General features: G+C 69.4%; 18 protein-coding genes. 9 read left to right on the top strand and 9 right to left on the bottom strand.

All coding sequences use genetic code 11. The features are described from left to right. Window positions 1-45: 45 nt before the first annotated feature. The 5 genes from NA8_RS20305 (at window position 46) to NA8_RS20285 (ending at window position 5,657) form a co-directional block, all read left to right on the top strand. Window positions 46-1,395: a hypothetical protein gene (locus NA8_RS20305; RefSeq protein ID WP_063051951.1), complete on the top strand. Its 1,350-nt coding sequence runs from the start codon at window positions 46-48 to the stop codon at window positions 1,393-1,395. Further along, window positions 1,395-2,414: a hypothetical protein gene (locus NA8_RS20300; RefSeq protein ID WP_063051950.1), complete on the top strand. Its 1,020-nt coding sequence runs from the start codon at window positions 1,395-1,397 to the stop codon at window positions 2,412-2,414. Before NA8_RS20305 ends, NA8_RS20300 begins: the two co-directional genes overlap by 1 nt. Window position 2,415: 1 nt before the next feature. Beyond that, window positions 2,416-3,942 carry a tetratricopeptide repeat protein gene (locus NA8_RS20295; protein ID WP_063051949.1) on the top strand — a complete coding sequence of 509 codons (1,527 nt, stop codon included), beginning with the start codon at window positions 2,416-2,418 and terminating at the stop codon, window positions 3,940-3,942. Continuing rightward, window positions 3,939-5,195 carry a CHAT domain-containing protein gene (locus NA8_RS20290; RefSeq protein ID WP_063051948.1) on the top strand — a complete coding sequence of 419 codons (1,257 nt, stop codon included), beginning with the start codon at window positions 3,939-3,941 and terminating at the stop codon, window positions 5,193-5,195. Before NA8_RS20295 ends, NA8_RS20290 begins: the two co-directional genes overlap by 4 nt. Window positions 5,196-5,414: 219 nt before the next feature. Then, a complete protein-coding gene (locus tag NA8_RS20285; RefSeq protein ID WP_063051947.1) occupies window positions 5,415-5,657 on the top strand; it encodes a hypothetical protein in 243 nt (80 codons plus the stop codon). 23 nt (window positions 5,658-5,680) lie between these two features. Here NA8_RS20285 and NA8_RS20280 read toward each other — a convergent pair whose 3' ends face one another. The 6 genes from NA8_RS20280 to NA8_RS20255 all read right to left on the bottom strand — a co-directional run bounded on the left by NA8_RS20280 (window position 5,681) and on the right by NA8_RS20255 (window position 10,927). Then, on the bottom strand, window positions 5,681-6,085 hold the full coding sequence (locus tag NA8_RS20280; RefSeq protein ID WP_063051946.1) for a nitroreductase family deazaflavin-dependent oxidoreductase: 405 nt from the start codon (window positions 6,083-6,085) through the stop codon (window positions 5,681-5,683). Between the two features lie 97 nt (window positions 6,086-6,182). Then, window positions 6,183-7,022, bottom strand: a complete 840-nt coding sequence (locus NA8_RS20275) for an alpha/beta fold hydrolase (RefSeq protein WP_063051945.1) — start codon at window positions 7,020-7,022, stop codon at window positions 6,183-6,185. Between the two features lie 32 nt (window positions 7,023-7,054). Then, window positions 7,055-7,351, bottom strand: a complete 297-nt coding sequence (locus tag NA8_RS20270) for a hypothetical protein (RefSeq protein WP_063051944.1) — start codon at window positions 7,349-7,351, stop codon at window positions 7,055-7,057. Between the two features lie 108 nt (window positions 7,352-7,459). Next, a complete protein-coding gene (locus NA8_RS20265) occupies window positions 7,460-8,185 on the bottom strand; it encodes an amino acid ABC transporter ATP-binding protein (protein WP_063051943.1) in 726 nt (241 codons plus the stop codon). Beyond that, a complete protein-coding gene (locus tag NA8_RS20260; RefSeq protein WP_063051942.1) occupies window positions 8,186-9,982 on the bottom strand; it encodes an ABC transporter substrate-binding protein/permease in 1,797 nt (598 codons plus the stop codon). Window positions 9,983-10,132: 150 nt separating this feature from the next. Next, entirely contained in the window at window positions 10,133-10,927 is a 795-nt protein-coding gene (locus tag NA8_RS20255; RefSeq protein ID WP_063051941.1) for an LLM class F420-dependent oxidoreductase, read from the bottom strand. 153 nt (window positions 10,928-11,080) lie between these two features. On the opposite strand from NA8_RS20255, the gene NA8_RS20250 reads away from it, so the two are divergent. From NA8_RS20250 to NA8_RS20240, 3 genes are all read left to right on the top strand, one after another. After that, window positions 11,081-12,340: a PucR family transcriptional regulator gene (locus NA8_RS20250; protein WP_169810532.1), complete on the top strand. Its 1,260-nt coding sequence runs from the start codon at window positions 11,081-11,083 to the stop codon at window positions 12,338-12,340. A 128-nt stretch (window positions 12,341-12,468) separates the two neighbouring features. Beyond that, the gene (locus NA8_RS20245; protein WP_063051939.1) at window positions 12,469-13,455 is read left to right on the top strand and encodes a phosphotriesterase family protein; all 987 of its coding nucleotides are present in this window, start codon (window positions 12,469-12,471) and stop codon (window positions 13,453-13,455) included. Window positions 13,456-13,546: 91 nt separating this feature from the next. Continuing rightward, a complete protein-coding gene (locus NA8_RS20240; RefSeq protein WP_063052010.1) occupies window positions 13,547-14,629 on the top strand; it encodes an ABC transporter ATP-binding protein in 1,083 nt (360 codons plus the stop codon). 8 nt (window positions 14,630-14,637) lie between these two features. Here NA8_RS20240 and NA8_RS33885 read toward each other — a convergent pair whose 3' ends face one another. Beyond that, a complete protein-coding gene (locus NA8_RS33885) occupies window positions 14,638-14,784 on the bottom strand; it encodes a hypothetical protein (RefSeq protein ID WP_157106801.1) in 147 nt (48 codons plus the stop codon). 23 nt (window positions 14,785-14,807) lie between these two features. Then, window positions 14,808-15,338 carry a winged helix-turn-helix transcriptional regulator gene (locus NA8_RS20235; RefSeq protein WP_174550111.1) on the bottom strand — a complete coding sequence of 177 codons (531 nt, stop codon included), beginning with the start codon at window positions 15,336-15,338 and terminating at the stop codon, window positions 14,808-14,810. Window positions 15,339-15,437: 99 nt separating this feature from the next. On the opposite strand from NA8_RS20235, the gene NA8_RS20230 reads away from it, so the two are divergent. Beyond that, the gene (locus NA8_RS20230; protein ID WP_063051938.1) at window positions 15,438-16,607 is read left to right on the top strand and encodes a thiolase family protein; all 1,170 of its coding nucleotides are present in this window, start codon (window positions 15,438-15,440) and stop codon (window positions 16,605-16,607) included. 108 nt (window positions 16,608-16,715) lie between these two features. On the opposite strand, the gene NA8_RS20225 is transcribed toward NA8_RS20230, so the two are convergent. After that, window positions 16,716-17,054 carry a hypothetical protein gene (locus NA8_RS20225; protein ID WP_063051937.1) on the bottom strand — a complete coding sequence of 113 codons (339 nt, stop codon included), beginning with the start codon at window positions 17,052-17,054 and terminating at the stop codon, window positions 16,716-16,718. Between the last annotated feature and the right edge of the window lie 26 nt (window positions 17,055-17,080).

Here is a 17,080-nt window from a genome sequence, read left to right as displayed (position 1 = left end):
CGAGGTCGCGGCAAATACACTGCTCGCATGCGACGACCGCGCGCCATGGTGCTCGACGAGGTGTGGCGCAGGCTCGATGGGGTCGAACCGCTGAGCGGTCCGCACGGGGGTCCGCTGCGCCGGACGGTGAAGCTTGTGCTCGACCCGTTGGTGATCCGGCCCGTGCAGCATCCGTTGTGCGCGGGGCCGATCCTGACGGCCGACGGAGCGGTGCTGCTGGAGGCGCGCATTCAGGCGGCGGCCGATGCGCTGCGCGCGACGGCGGCGTGGTTCACGGTGCTCAAGCAGGTGCGGCGGACGCTGCGGATCACCGAGGGGCACCCGCAGGATCTGTACTTCCAGCGCTGTTTCGAGCTGGCGACCACCGCGGGCATGCCGGATCCGGCAGGGGCTCGCGCGGTCGCGCAGGACGCACTGCGCGAGATCCACGAGTACACCGCGGGACGCACCACGCAGGCGCTGAAGGAGTACCTCACCGACCACACCCGGGAACGGGAGCTGGCCGGGCTGCTCGAGCTGGCCTGGCGGCGGCGTCCGCTCACCGGCCCGGCGGGCGGTGACCACGACGCGGAGGTGGACGAGCTGCTGGAAGCCTGTGCGGCGGCCCGGCTCGGCGAAGACGCCGACGGGCAGCGGACCCTGGACCGGCTGGTCGCGGCCCATGCCGGTACGCACACGGGTATCCGGCTGTGGCAGGACGCATCCGCTCGAGAACTGGGACTGACCGCGCATCCGGTGCCGCTGCGCCCCGCGATCGGCTCTTCGGCCTCGAAATCGACCCTCGGGCGTCCGTTCGATCGCACCGTGTACGAGCGGGTGTTCACCGTTTTGCAGGCGTCCACCGAGCGCGCGGAGCTGCCGCCGATCCCCGAGCTGGTCGACGCCGAGATCGCCCGGAGTTGCGCACCGTGGGCGCTGCTGGACGAGTCGCTGCGCGTGGCGGCGACGGCGGGAACCGCGCTGGCGACCGGATTGGCGCCCATCGAGCACCGCCGCGAACCGTCGACAGGCCGACCGCGTTTGCGTCTGGCCGACAAAGCTGCGGGCACAACAGGATCCACGGCGCATCAGGTAGTCAACAGCCGCTGGCAGCGCGAAGCCTATGTGTTGCAGGCTCGGCGGTTGGTGGTGTCCGCCGAGCCGCCCACCGGCCCACTGGCCGCCATCGCCGCCGAACTCATCACGCCATGGCAGCCTTACCTGCGGCGATTGTGGGTCCGCCTGCACGGCAGGGACGTTCGGGAGTTCGCGATCCACGAGCCGGACGAGCTGTGGGATCTGCTCGACGGTGTGGCGCGTTCGGTCATCCTGGACCATCGCACGCGGGTCAAGCGGGCGCTGAGTGTGCGGGTGAACGCGGAGGAGACGGACGCGGCGGAATCGGTGGCGAGCTGATGAGCACGACCGTACGCATCCGCCGCCGCGACGACCTGTGGATCATCGCGCCGGACGATGCCCCGACCGTCGTGGACGACCGGGCCGGGGTGGACGTGCTCGTGCTCGAGGTGGCGGGCGGGCACCTGACCTGGAGCCTGCTCAGCGGGCAGGTGACCCCGGCGGCGGTCCTCGACGACCTCGACCTCGCGCAGGAGTGGATCTGGGCGGTGTACGGCCCGGAGGTGTCCCTCGCCCTCGCGGAAGCCAGCGGCGAAGGAGAATACCCGGCCGAGCCCGCGCTGCCGGACCTCGCCGCGCGCGCCTGGCGGCTCGGCTACGCGCGCTGGGCGGCACGCTGGTGGCCCGCGTCGATCCTGGACGGCATCGCCCCGCTGGACGAGGGCCTGCTCGAGGACGAGATAACCGCTCTGAGCGAGGAATGCGACCTGATCGTCGACGGCTCCGACGCGGTCACCGAACAGCGCACGGCAACCGCCGCGCTCGGCCGCGCGGAGGACTACGCGCTGGCCGCCGGACCGGCCGCGACCGTCGCGCCCGGCGCGCTCGTCTTGGCCAGGGGCACCGTGGGCTGGGACTGGCAGCGCTGCCCACCGGGCCTGCTCGACGCCTCCGAACGCGCCGTGTCCTGGGAAGTGGTGCGCGAGGCCGGGATCACGATCGTGCGGGTGAGCGCGGTCGCCGCCCCCCTCTCGCCCACTGACGTACCGGCGCACCTGCATCCCCGCGCCGGGATTCGCACCGCGACCGACGCCGCCGACGTGCCGCTGTTGCGCGCGGGCGAACTGTGGCGGGCCGAGACCACGGCCCCGGCCGGTGCGGAAGCGGGCGTGACCGTGCACGTCTACGTTCCCGGCGTCGGCGTGGACGAGCAGGAGCCGGACGCCCCGACCCGCCGCGCGTTGATCCGCGACCTGGTCACGGCGCGGCTGCACCGCGCGGACGACGCGTCCGGCAACCCCGCCGATTCCCTCTTGCTGGCGGAAATCGCTGCCGCCGCGTCGGATTCGGACTTCTGACATGGCCGAGCAGACTCCGGACGACGGCCGCGAACTGCTCGCCGCGGGCGCGGCGGCGTACACCCGCGGGGACCCGGCCGAGGCCAAGCGCCTCTTCGAGGACGCCGCCGAACGAACCACCGGCGACATCAGGCTCGGCGCGATCATCAACGCCGCGAGCATGGCCGACGAGCTCGGCGACCACGCCGCCTCGCTCGCCCTGTACCGCTCGGCGCTGGCCGAGATGCCAGAGCACGCACCGCGATTGCGCCCGAACGCGCTGGTCAACATGTCGCAGGCGCTCCAGCATCTCGGCGAGCTGGACGCGGCGCAGGCGGCGCTGGAGCAGGCGCGGGCCTTGCTCGCCGACAACACCGACACCGACCTGGGTGTACTGCGCGTGGCCTGCCTGCTCTCCCTGACCGCCGTCGCTGTGCACCGGCAGAACTGGGCCTACGCCGCCGAACTGGCCACCGAATCGCTGGAGGCGGCCCGGCGCTTCGCGCCGCAGCTGGCCGGCCACCCGCTGATGAATCTCGCCGCCACCTACTTCGAGACCGGCCGCCGCGACTTGGCCGTCGATTTCGCGCGGCAGGCGCTCGCCGCGTTCGAGGCGGCGGGTGATCGCAACGCGGTCGCCGAGACCGAACAGAACCTCGCCACCATGCTCGTCCGCGTCGAGCGGTACGACGAGGCGGAAGCGCCGCTGCGATCCAGCCAGGAATATTTCGAGCAGGCCGGGCTCGGGCACCGAGCCGGGGTCGGCCTCAAGACCATGGGATTTCTCGCCGAGGGCCGCGGTGACCTGGCGAGCGCGCGGGAGTTCTACGAGCGGAGCCTGGCGTACTTCGTCGCGTCCGAAGCCGTGCTCGACGCCGCGGACGTGCGTATTCGCTCGGCCACCGTGGCGTTCCGCTCCGGGCGGGTTGGCGAGTGCGAGGAGCTGCTCGCCACGGCGTTCACGATCTATGCCGAGCGCGGCCTCGGCCTGCACTGCGCCCAGCTCGATTTCTGGCACGCGACCCTCCTGGAAGGCGCGATCGGCGCGACCGAATCGCCGCAGGCGGAGATGCTCGCGCGTGCCGTCGGAATCGCCGTTCCCGCCGCACTGGCCATCGACGCCGTTCGCCACACCTTGCCGAACGGCACGCAGCGCGAGCAATGGAACCGGCAGATCGCCGACCCGGCGATGCGGTTGGCGTTCCGCTTCGCCTACCTTTCCGGCAATGGCGTCCTCGTCGCCGACCTGGTCGAAACACAGTGCGCGGGGACGACGTTGGCGCTCGATCGGGTCGAGCGGGAAGCTCCCACCAGGCTTCCGCTCGAATTGCTCGATCCGCCGGAGGACTTCACCGATCATCCCGGCAGCGCCGCCCTGCAACTGGGCGCCGCCCTGGCCGACGTCGCGGCCGGGGCGGGCCTGCCGGTCGCGCCGCCGCCACGCCTGGCACTGGCCGCCGAAGGAAGGATCGCACTCGCGCCGTTCATCGCCGCCGCCGAGCAGCGCTACGGCCGGGTGATCCGCGACGATCGGGTGCTGACGGTATGACGCGACCGACGGTGCTCGTCCGGATGGCGGACGCGGGAGACATCTACGTGTCGTGGCGGTGGGTCGAGGACAGCGCGCCCCGCGGCGCGGGGGTGCTTCCGGAAGACGCGGCGATGCGAGCGGTCGGACTGCTCGCCGACGCGCTGCCCCGGCCCGCCGAACCCGGCGGGCTCGAGCAGGCCCTCACCACCGGCGCGTTCGCCGACTACGAGCGGGAATACGCCGTGGCACAGGCGCTCTCTCGAGCTTTGTTGCCCTACGGCCTGGCCGCGCAACTCTACGAGCTGTGGCAGCGCGGCGTGCGCCCGCATATCCGGCTGCAACCCTCACCACGGGTCGCCCAGGTGCCGTGGGAACTCATCGCGCCGGACCGCGACGTCCGGCTGATCGACATCGCCGACGTCAGCCTGCTCGCCCCGGCGAGCGTCGTGCAAGCGCCCGGGCGGATCGCGCGCGCCTGGACCGAGACCGCCGCACATCCGATCGTCGCGGTGCTGGACCCACGCATCCCCGGCTTCCGCGCCGATTCGACGCTCGGTTCGGTGCTGGGCCGGATGACCCCCGAAGCTCCGCTCGCGCGGCGGATGGCGCGTCACCTCGCGGAGGACCGATTGCGGCCCGAGGTACCGCGCCCGGCAGACGCTTTCCGGCGCACCGACGTCGATCGCGAATGGCTCGGCGCCGCCCTGCGCGCCGGCGCGAGCCGCTTGATCTACGTCGGTCATGTCACCGCCGCCGCGCCCGAATCCGGCCGCAGCGAGGACGCCGAATTGCACCTCGCCTGCACCGCCGATGCCGTCGGCTTCGCCGAACCATCTCGCACGCACCGGCCGCTCTCCGCCAAGGACCTGCTGCTCGGCACGCACACCATCCATCCGGATCCCGTTGCCGGACCGCAGCTGTGGCCGATGCCGAGCCGGATCGCGCTGATCGCCTGTGAGAGCGGCGGCGACCTGCGGTTCAGCGAGGCGCTCGGCTTGACCGCCGCGATGATCACCGGCGGCGCGGAACTGGTCACCGCGAGCCGGTGGGCGCTGCCCACCGATTTCGCCTTCCAGCGCGTCGCGGGCGCACCGGCCCAAGCCCTCCCGCTCCAAGAGGCCATCTGCGCCATCGACGAGGCGCACGAACAACCCGACCCGGTGACCGCCCTCGCCGCGTGGCAGCGCGACCGCTCGACCGCTTGGCGCGACACCGGCCGGATCGAGCATTCCCCGGTGCTCTGGGCGGCCTTCGCTACCGTGTGCGCCTGATTCGGGCAAACCATGCCCAACGGTCTCCATATACCGATCTACGTGCGGCGATGCCGTGAGATTCGAACGAAAACGGGTAACGCTACTCCTGCGCAAACCGACACTCAGCATCGAACGTGTGGATAAGCTTCAACGCCGTCAGCCATCACGATTCCTGATCAGGAGAAGTCGCAACACCAGTCGGATGACCGCCTCGACCGGCCTCTGAGGAGCCCATCAATGCGTTACTACGCCGTCTACGACAACGACGGGAACATCGCCACCATCCTCGGACAACCCGACGACGCACCGCCGCTGCGCCCCGCCGCCTTCCATCGGGGACAACGGCTCACCGAACTGGCACTACCGGAGGGCGTCGTCGATCCCGCCGACCCGGACAACCTGACCGCTCTGCTAGACCTGGTCGCGGCTCGTCGAGCCGATGCGACGTCTTCCCACGCCGACGCGCCTGCCCACCGCTGAGCAGCACACACTTCGCCGCGTCGTCACACCCGCGTGAGTGCGACCACGGGGATGACCCGGGACGTGCCCATCTCGTGTTCGGCGAAGAACGGATAGGCGTTCTTCAGCATCGCCCAGGTGCGCGCGCGGTCGTCGCCGCTCAGCGGGGTGGCCAGCGCGGGATAACTCTCCTGGCCCACCTCGACGGTGACGTTCGGGTCTTTCCGCAGGTTGGAATACCAGTCGGGATGCTTCGGCGCACCGACGTTGGACGCGACGATCAGCAGGCGGCCACCGTCGCGGTGGTACATCAACGGGGTGGTGTACGGGGCGCCGGTCCTGCGGCCGGTGGTGGTCAGCAAGATCAGACGGTCGCGCTGCATGCCGTCGATCTCGCCGCCCGCTCGGAACGCAGCGATGGTTCGCCGATTGATTTCCTTGACGTCCACGGTTCACCTCCCTTGATTGTGGTCGACGAGCTCAGCCTTCCGTCTGGTCGCGCGCCCTGTCCGGGAAACGCCGGGATCGACCGCGTCCCCAGCGCATTCAGGCGCGATGGGCGAGCAGGTGCTGGATCAGCAGCCGGGTCAGCGCCTCGGGCGCCTCCTCCGGAATCCAATGCGAGACGTCCTCGAGCATCTCGAATCGGTATGGACCGGAAACGTATTTCCGGGTGGCCAGCGCCGCCGTGGATCCGATGGTGGCGTCCTCGGTGCCCCACACGTACAGGGTGGGCACGCTCGCCGGGCCGATCGGACCCGCCTGATCCATGGCGCGATACCAGTTCAGCGCCGCGGTGAGCGCGCCGGGCCGCGCCAGCCTGCGCACGTACTGCTCCACGCGTTCCTCCGGGATCTTCCACTCGAAGATCCGGCGCAGTGCGACGCAGTCGTCGGCGAGCAAGGTCCGCTCCGCGGTTCGCGGCTGTCGCAGCGTGGTCAGGTGGTGCGACCGCTGCGCTTGGTCCTCGTCCTCGGCCATCGCCTGCTGGAGCGCGGCGGGATGCGGCTGCGACACAGCGCTGAACGTGCGAACCCGCTGCGGCAGCTCCGCCGCCACCGCCCACCCGACCTGCGCGCCGCAGTCGTGCCCGATCAGGTCGAAGCGCTCCCAGCCCAGCGCGTCGGCGATGGTCACCACGTCGCCGACCAACTCCTCGAGCCGGTATTCGGCGGCTCGCTCCGGCCGCACACCCGGGGAATAGCCGCGCTGGTCGGGCGCCACTGCACGGCACCCGCCTCCGCCCAGCACGCCGAGCTGGAACTCCCACTCGCGCGCGCCCTGCGGAAACCCGTGCAGCAGCAGCACCTCCCGGTCGCCGGGAGAGCCGGCGGCCAGTACGTCGAAGGTTCCCGCTCCGGTGCGAATCTCGAGTTCTTCGATCACCTGCCCGACTCTAGAACCGGATACCGACGCGGTCAGTGCTCGTCGAAGTGACCGTCGTGGGCGGCGTGGCGGTGGCCGTCGTGCACGTAGTCGACGTGGTCCCCGTGCTGGACGGCCTCGTGGCCGCAGTTCGGACCGTGCTGATGCGGATGCTGGGCGCACTCGGTGTGCTCCGACCGCTCGCATTCGTCGTAGTGCCCCTGGTGTTCGCGATGCAGATGACCATCGTGGGCGTAGTCGATGTGATCGCCGTGCTGGAACGCGGTGTGCCCGCAGTCCGGGCCGTGCACATGGTCGTGGCCGGTGTGCTGCGCGTGTGCTGTGGTCATCGAATTTCCCTCTTTCCTGGCGCGGATAGCTGGAATCGTGATGACCAATACATTAGCAGGCATGCATCAATAGAGATTGCCTCGCGAGTGCTGGAACGGTGTGCCTACTCAGAGCACCTGAGCGAGGAATCTCCGCAATCGCGGCGTCTGCGCGTCGTCGAACAAGGCGTCCGGCGTGCCGGTCTCCACGACCTGCCCTTGGTCCATGAACACCACGGTGTCGGAGACGCTGCGGGCGAAGCCCATCTCGTGGGTCACCACGACCATCGACATGCCGCCGGAGGCGAGGTCGGCCATCAGGGCGAGCACGCCCTTCACCAGTTCCGGGTCCAGCGCCGAGGTGGCCTCGTCGAAGAACATTAGTTCCGGTCGCATCGCCAGCGCCCGCGCGATGGCGACGCGCTGCTGTTGCCCGCCGGACAGGTTGGCGGGGCGGGTATCGGCCTTGTCGGCGAGGCCGACGATCTCCAGCTGTTCGATGGCCAGCGCCCGCGCCTGATCCTTGGACAAGCCGCGCAGTTTGCGCGGTCCGAGCGCGACGTTCTCCACGACCGTCTTGTGCGGGAACAGGTTGAACTGCTGGAACACCATGCCGATGCGCTGCCGCAAGCGATCGGGGTTCTCGGTGAGCACGGACTCGCCGTCCAGCAGCACGTCGCCCTGATCCGGCTCGTAGAGCCGGTTCAGCACCCGCAGCAGGGTCGACTTGCCCGACCCGGACGGCCCGATGACGGTGGCGGTCTTACCCGCGTCGACGTGGATGTCGATCCCGCGCAGCACATGGTTGTGCCCCAGCGTCAGATGCAGTCCGGTACCGGTGAGGGAGGCACTCATCTATCCGCGCCCTTCCGTGATCGTGGCCGCCTCGACCTGGTCGATCGGCCGGTCGGGCCTGCCGGTCCGCATCCGGCGGTCGATGTAGTTGACCAGGTGGGTGAGCGGGATGGTGAGGATCAGATAGACCAGGCCCGCGGCCACCAGCGGCGAGAGGTTCCCGGTCTGCGCGTTGAGGTCGCGGCCGACGGCGAACAGCTCGCGCTGAGTGGCGAGCAGGCCGAGGAAGTAGATCAGCGACGAGTCCTTGATCAGGGCGATGAACTGGTTCATCAGCGCGGGCAGCACCCGGCGCACGCCTTGCGGGATCACCACCAGCGTCATCGCCTGGCGGTAGCCGAACCCGATCGCGCGGGCCGCCTCCAGCTGCCCGGCCTCGACCGATTGGATACCGGAGCGGAAGATCTCGCCGATGTAGGCCGAGGCGAGCAACGCCAGCGCGACCGCGCCGAGCCAGTACGGGTTGTTGCCGGTGAGGTTGCGCACCACCGGGCCGACGCCGAGACCGATCAGCAGGATGATCACCACGGCGGGCAAACCGCGGAAGATGTCGGTGTACACCCGGGCGGGCCAGCGCAACCAGCGGGTCCGCGAGATCCCGGCGACCGCGAGCAGCATGCCGAGGACGGTGCCGAGCGCCCCCGAGACCACCGCGAGGATCAGGGTGTTGGGCAGACCGGTCTTGAACAGGTCGGGGAAAGCCTTGCGGTACAGCGACCAGTCGAAGAACGTGTCCTTCAACTGCTGCACGGTGGATTTCGGCGCGTTCTGCTGCGTCTCACCCATTTGCTTGCCCGCGGCCAGCGCCGCGAAGTCCGGCAGCTGCGGTGCGGGCGCGGCTTTGGAGCCGGGCTTCCAACCGGGGGGCAGCTGCCTGGGCACCCAGTCGGTATAGAGCTCGGCGTACGTGCCGTCCGCGATCACGGCGTCCAAGCCGCTGTTGAGCGCGTCGATCAGCGGCTGGTTGTTCTTGGCGACCGCGTATCCGACGAAGTTGTCCAGGCTGAAGGTGTTCTGCGAGACCGATATTCCATCCCCCGGCGCGATCGCGCCCTCCGCTTGCGCGGACGGAGCGACCCACGCGTCCACCTGGCCGGATTTCAGGTTGGCGTAGGCGGTGTTGTAGTCGGGGAACTTCACGGGGTCCAGACGCAGCTGATTCACGACGAACTCGTCCTGCACGGTGCCCTGCACGACGGCGATCCGAGTGCTCCGGTTCAGGTCGGCAAACCCTTTGATGGCGCTGCCGTTCGGCGTCACCAGGGAGAAGTAGCCGAAGTCGTAGCCGTTGGTGAAGCCGACCAATTGGCGGCGCGCGTCGGTGGTGGTGATGTTGGACGAGCCCACGTCGAAACGGCCGCCGGACACTTGGGCGAGCAACCCGGCGAACTCGGTGCCGGAGAACTCCACCTGGAGGCCGAGCTTGGCGCCGATCGCCTTCAGCAGTTCGTTGTCGAAGCCGGTGAACGTGCCCTGCCGGTCGACGCAGATGCTCGGCGGGGCGTCCGACAGCGTGCCGACGCTGAGCTTGCCGGGCGTGATCAAACCGAGCTTCGAGACGTCGATGGAGTTCAGCGGCACGGTGGTCGCGGTGGTGTAGCGGTCGCTGCCCGCGGCGGCCGCTGAGGCCAGGTTGGTCGGCGCGGCGGAGGCCGCGGCCACGCCGGGCGGCGCGCAGAGATTGCGCTCCGTGGCCGCGTCGTCGGAGCCGGAACCGCACGCCGTCGCGCTGAGACCGACGGCAAGCAATAGCACGGCGATCAACGTACGAGACCGCACAGCGGGCACAACAGCCATGACGGACAACCCTAGCCGTGAAAATCTGCTGTTCCACAGCTACCCCGAGGTCGGCGCGAGGGGAAGCCGATGCCCGCGCGGCTGCCGAGATTTCGATCACGCTGATTCGAACGCCACGCGGCGCCGCGCCAGCCGTCAGGCAATCCGTCCTCAGGCCAGGCCGCTGACCGGTTCCGGGTTGACCTCGTCACGCCATCGGACGGCGGCCGCGACCGCGTCCAGATCGTAGTCCGGTCCGCTGACCCCGATGGTGAAGGTCGTCACGCCCGCGTCGACGAAGGCGGCCGCCTTCTCCAGCCCCGGCCACTGCACCGAGCGCTCGATGCGCGCTTCGTCGGTGCCGACGGCGGCGCAATGCTCGGCGAGCACCTTGTTCTTGTGTGCGAGCACGTCCAGGTCGGCGAAGGTGTGCCACATATCGGCGTACTGCGCGACCAGCCGCAAGGTCTTCTTCTCGCCACCGCCGCCGATCAGGATCGGCAGGTCGCGGGTCGGGCGCGGATTCAGTTTCGGCAGCCGGGCGCTGATCCGGGCCAGGGTCTCCTTCAGCAGCTCCAGCCTGCTGCCCGGGGTGCCGAACTCGTAGCCGTACTCGTCGTAGTCCTTCTGGAACCAGCCCGCGCCGAGGCCGAGAATGAGCCGGCCACCGCTGATGTGGTCGACGGTGCGCGCCATATCGGCCAGCAGGTCCGGATTGCGGTAGCCGCCGCCGGTGACCAGCGCGCCGATCTCCACTCGCTCGGTCTGCTCGGCGAACGCGCCCAGCATCGTCCAGCACTCGAAGTGCGCGCCCTGGGGATCGCCGGTGAGCGGATAGAAGTGGTCCCAGTTGAACACGATGTCGACACCCGCGTCCTCGCAGCGCAACACGGCGTCGCGGATGAGCCGGTACTCCGGCGCGTGCTGCGGCTGTAGCTGGACTCCGATACGAACTGGACGACTCATGGCACTCTCCTCGTCGCTCGGCCCGCCCCCGCCCGAGGCTACCGGCGCGGTCGCCTTCCCGCAGGCAGCCACCGGTCCACGGCGCGCGCCGACACGCCCGGCGCGAGCTAGGTTGGGGACGCGATGCCGAGCGGGCGGAGGGAGGTGCCGGGTGTGACCGACGGCGACGACGAAGTGGTCCGCTCGGTCGTCTCGACGATCCTGCGTGATCGTGACCGGTTGATCGCCGAGCTGTCGGCGTCCATGCGCGCGCAGGTCGCGGCGCTCGACTCGGACACCAGACTGCGGGGCCTGTTCGAAGCGGGCACCACCGACAACCTGATGTCGCTCCTGGACTTCGTGCAGAACGACGCCGCCGAGCACGAGGTGCACGCCCCGGCGCGGGCGCTGGTGTACGCGCGCACGCTCGCCCAGCGCGATGTTCCGCTGTCCGCGCTGATCCGCGCCTACCGGGTGGGGCACGCCGGGTTCCTCGATGTCGCGATGCGCTACGCCGTGGAACTGGGCGGTCCGGACAGTGCGGCGGCCATCATCCGGATCGTCAATCGCACCGCCGTGTACATCGACCGGGTGTGCGAGCACGTCGGCATCGCCTACGAACAGGAACGCGACCGGTGGGTGGGCAGCCGCGGCGGCCTGCGCCAAGAGTGGGTGGCCCGGGTACTGGACGGCTCGACCGACGACATCGGCCGAGCCGAGCAAGTGCTGCGCTATCCCCTGACCGGCCACCACGTCGCGGTGAACGCCTGGACCGAGCCGCAGCTCTCGGCGCGGGCCGCGATGGACGTCCTCGATGCCGTTCGCGCGGCGCTGGCGCCGCCGCTGGGCTACCCGCGCCGGGCGCTGCTGGTGCCGACCGACGAACGCGAGGTCCGGATGTGGTTCTCCGTCTCCCGCGACATGACGATCGATATCGACGCCATCCAGCGCGCGCTGGCGGCCCTGTCGTTGCCGGTGTGGGTGGCGATCGGCGGGCGCGGTGGCGGTGTCGCGGGATTCCGTCGCAGCCTGCGCCAGGCCGACCGGGTACGCGAACTCGTGCTGCTCGCCGGACACGGCGCGCCCCGGGCGGTGTCGCATGAGCAGGTGGCGGCCATCGCCCTACTGAGTGATGACATCGAGGAACTACGCCGATACGTGGCCGACTGCCTCGGTGAACTCGCCATCGACAACCAGCGCAATCTCTGGCTGCGCGAAACGCTGCGCGTTTTCCTCGCCAACAACCGCAGTTACGCGGCGGCCGCGCAGGAGTTGGCCGTCCATCGCAACACCATCCAATACCGGGTGGGGCAGGCCGTCGAGCTGATCGGCCACGTCTTCGACGATCACGACCGCACGCTGCACCTGCACCTGGCGCTGCAGGCCGCGCGCTGGCTCGGACCGGCGGTACTGCGGCCGAGCCCGGCGCTCTGAGCCGGCCGCCTCTATGTGCGCACCGCACGAAAGTTGTACGAAGTTTCGGTGTCGGCGAATATGGTCCGTCTCACATACCGGTTCGTAGCATTCCCCCGAGTGCGCAGCTGAGCTGAGGAGAAACTGCCATGTCAACGCTGGAAACGGTGCGCGGGCCGATCGATACCGCCGATATCGGAGTGACATTGATGCACGAGCACGTCTTCGTGCTCACCGGGGATATGCAGCAGAACTATCCGGCCGAATGGGGCTCCGAGGACGAACGCATCGCCGACGCGGTGCGCAGGCTGCAAGTCGCCTACGACGCCGGTGTGCGCACGATCGTCGATCCGACGGTGGTCGGGCTGGGCCGCTACATCCCGCGCATTCAGCGGATCGCCGAGCAAGTGCCGCTGAACCTGGTGGTCGCCACCGGTGTCTACACCTACGGCGATGTCCCGTTCTTCTTCCACTACCGCGGGCCCGCGTTGAACGACATCGTCGGCGCGCAGGTCCCCGACCCCATGGTCGACATGTTCGTCGGCGACATCCGCGACGGCATCGCGGGAACCGGTGTGAAGGCGGCCATGCTCAAGTGCGCGATCGACCGGCAAGGACTCACCCCGGGCGTGGAGCGGGTGATGCGCGCGGTCGCCCGGGCTCATCTCGAGACCGGTGTACCGATCACGGTGCACACCCATCCCGAGTCACGCAGCGGTCTGGACGTGAAGCGCGTGATGTGCGACGAGGAAGGCGTCGATCCCTGCCGCATCGTGCTCGGCCACAGCGGCGACACCACCGACTGCGATCACCTCGCCTACTTGGCCGACGCCGGCTTCGTCCTCGGCATGGACCGCTTCGGCATCAACCTCGACACCACCTTCGAAGCCCGCGCGGACACGCTGATCGAAATGGTGCGCCGCGGCTACACCGACCGGATGGTGCTGTCCCAGGACGCCAGCTGTTACATCGACTGGATCGAGCCGGCCGCCCTGGCCGCTCTGCCGCAGTGGCACTACACCCACCTGTTCGAGGACGTCTTTCCCTACGTGCTCGGCCACGGCGTCACCGAAGAGCAGATCGGAGCGATGCTCGTCGACGTCCCGCGCGCGTTCTTCGAGGCGCGCACACGCTGACATGGCTCATCGCCGACCGGCCCGATAGGATCGCCGCACCCTTACTCGGATCGTCCGGCACGTTCCTGCCGGGATGGGATGTGAATTCGTCATGGCCACGGTGACCTTCGACAACGCGACGCGGCTTTACCCCGGGTCCACCACACCCGCGGTGGATCGGCTGAATCTGGAGATCGAGGACGGTGAGTTCTTGGTCCTGGTCGGCCCGTCCGGCTGCGGGAAGTCGACCTCGCTGCGCATGCTCGCCGGGCTGGAGGACGTCAACGGCGGCCGCATCCTGATCGGCGACAGGGATGTGACGCACGCCGAGCCGAAGGAACGCGACATCGCCATGGTGTTCCAGAACTACGCGCTCTACCCGCACATGACCGTGGCCGAGAACATGGGCTTCGCGCTGAAGCTGGCCAAGGTCGCCAAGGCGGAGAAGGAGAAGCGGGTCCTGGAGGCGGCCAAGCTGCTGGACCTGGAGCCCTTCCTGGATCGCAAGCCGAAGGCGCTGTCCGGCGGCCAGCGCCAGCGGGTCGCGATGGGCCGCGCGATCGTGCGCCAGCCGCAGGTGTTCCTGATGGACGAGCCGCTGTCCAACCTGGACGCCAAGCTGCGGGTGCAGACCCGCACCCAGATCGCGCAGTTGCAGCGCAGGCTCGCCACCACCACGGTGTACGTCACGCACGACCAGGTCGAGGCGATGACCATGGGCGACCGGGTCGCCGTGCTGAAGGACGGCCTGCTGCAACAGTGCGCCACGCCGCGCGACCTCTACCGCGATCCGGCCAACGTGTTCGTCGCGGGATTCATGGGCTCACCGGCCATGAACCTGTTCACGCTCCCGGTCGCCGACGGCCGAGTCCAACTGGGCGGGCACGCGCTCGCGTTGCCGCGCTCGGTGGCGGACGCCGCCGGGGCCACCGTCACCGTCGGCATCCGGCCGGAGCACTTCGAGCTGGGTAACGGCTCCGGCATCGAGATGGAAGTGGACGTGGTGGAGGAACTCGGCTCCGACGCCTACATCTACGGCCGCACCAGTGCCGAGGGCGGGACCGACGGCGCCGGAGAAACCATTGTGGCCCGAGCCGATTGGCGCAACCCACCCGTGAAGGGCACCCGCCTGCGGCTGGCCACCGACCCGAAGCGCATCTACTTCTTCGACATCGACGGCGCCCGGCTCAACTGAGCACTGCGTCACGCGCTCGTCCGGTGCTGCGCCGCGCGCACATCCGACACCACGAGCACGGTGCGCACGTCCGGCACCGTGAGCACGGTGCGCACGTCCGGCGGGCAGCGATCCAGCCGCGGCATCATCCACTGCGCGGAACGCTGGCACACCATCGACTGGAGGGCGGGTGGCGCGCTCAGTCCGTCGCGTCCGATCGACGGCGTTCGCGTCGCCGCCGGGCATACTCCTCGTTGAGCCGGACCCCCAGTTCCTCGAGTTCGATCTCACGGCCGGATTCGCTGCGCACCTGCACCCGCACCGGGTCGCCGGTGGCTTCCTCGACCAAGAGCAGCGGGGCCGGTCCCGGTTGTAAGTAGGCGTCCCCCCACTGCATGAGCGCCAGCACGGCGGGCAGCAGATCCCGGCCCATCCGGGTGAGCACGTATTCGTGCCGGGTGCGCTTGCCTTCCTCTCGATACGGCCGTTTCGCCAGCAAGCCCGCCTCGGTGAGCTTGCGCAACTGGGCGGCGGCCGCCGCGTCGGTGATGCCGACCCGGCTGGCGAACCCGTCGAACCGCCGCGTCCCGTAGTACGCCTCGCGCAGGATGAGCACCGCCGAGCGGGTGCCGATGAGGTCCATCGCCTTCGCGATCGAGCATTCGTCGGCCTTCCACGCGCTGAGATCGGCCAACGGTCCTTCCATCACTGCTGCCATGACGAACATCATATCGAAGCTGACTTGCCTCAACTATGGCCAGAGGTAATCTGACTATGTGTTGATAGAGCCAGGCATGGCGGCCCGGCTCTCGGTCCGGAAGGAAGCACCATGAGAGACGCGGTCATTGTCGAAGCGGTTCGCACCCCGATCGGCAAAGGCAAGCCGAACGGCGCACTGCACAATGTCAACGCGGTGGATCTGCTGGCCCACAGCCTGCGCGAGGTGGTGGACCGCAGCGGCATCGATCCCGCACTCATCGACGACGTGATCGGCGGCGTCGTCACCCAGTTCGGCGAGCAGGGCGCGAACATGACCAGGCGCGCCGCGCTGGCCGCCGGATATCCCGAATCCGTCCCGGCGACCACCGTCGACCGGCAGTGCGGCAGCAGCCAGCAGGCGATTCATTTCGCCGCGCAAGGCGTGATCGCGGGCGCATATGACATCGTGGTCGCCGCGGGCGTGGAGTCGATGGGCCGGATTCCCATGGGCGCCAATCTGATCGGTTCGGACGACATCTCCGGCGCCGGCTTCGCCGAGCGCTACCCCGAGGGCCTGGTGTCGCAGGGCATCAGCGCCGAGCTGATCGCGGCGAAGTGGGGACTCACCCGCACCCAGCTGGACGAGTTCGCGCTCGCCAGTCACGACAAGGCCGCGCTCGCCACCAAGAACGGCCTGTTCGCCCGGGAACTGGCGCCCATCAACGGGCTCGCCGCCGACGAGGGCATCCGGGTCGGCAGCACGCTGGACACGCTGGCCGCACTTCGGCCCGCCTACTACGACCCGGCCATGGCCGCCCGCTTCCCGCAGATCGGCTGGGCCATCACGGCGGCGACCGCGAGCCAGGTCAGCGACGGCAGCGCGGCGGTACTCATCATGACCAGCGAGCGCGCGAAAGAACTCGGGCTGAAACCGCTCGCCCGGCTGCACAGCTTCGCGGTGGCCGGTGACGACCCGCTACTGATGCTCACCGCGGTGATCCCCGCGACCCGGAAAGTGTTGCAGCGCGCCGGTTTACAGCTGTCGGACATCGATCTGGTCGAGATCAACGAGGCGTTCTCGCCGGTGGTGCTGGCCTGGGCGCACGACACCGGCGCGGACCTGGCGAAGGTCAACGTCAACGGCGGCGCGATCGCCATCGGCCACCCACTCGGCGCGTCCGGCGCGCGCCTGATGACCACGCTGGTGCACGCCATGCAGGACCGCGGCGCCCGCTACGGCCTGCAAACCATGTGTGAGGCGGGCGGTTTGGCCAACGCCACCATCGTCGAAAGGTTGTGATCAGCCGCGCCACCGGCGGTGCGTGTTCGTCGCGCGAACACGCACGCCGGTGGCGGGCGTTCGGCGGTCGGCCGCGCCGAACCGCACATGCGCCGATGTCACGGCCGATCAGTACGAGACGAGTACTGCCGCGATCAGGAAACCGACCAACCAGGATTCGAGAATCAACGGGATCGCGATGAGCGGAGTCCACGCGATCGGCCTGCCGTCGCGCACTTTCTCCAGCGCCGAGAACACCGCCGCGAGCACCGATGCCACGATGCCGGTCCAGGCGATCACTTGCGCCCACGGGAGATACCCCGCTCCACTACCAGCCTCGCCGTCGCGCGCGAGCACATCGTAGAGCGGGACGAAAGACGCCATCAGCCAGCCGAATCCGAGCACGATCACCGAACCCAGCGCCACGCGCAGCGCATCGGTCGTTCGCCGCCGGAAATGCCACGCCATGCCTTCAGCATGACCGGCGCACCGCC

It is taken from the genome of Nocardia arthritidis NBRC 100137 (genome assembly GCF_001612765.1).
Taxonomy (GTDB): Bacteria; Actinomycetota; Actinomycetes; order Mycobacteriales; family Mycobacteriaceae; genus Nocardia; species Nocardia arthritidis.
Note: the sequence above shows the minus strand (reverse complement) of the source record. Positions and strands in the feature narration are given on the sequence as shown.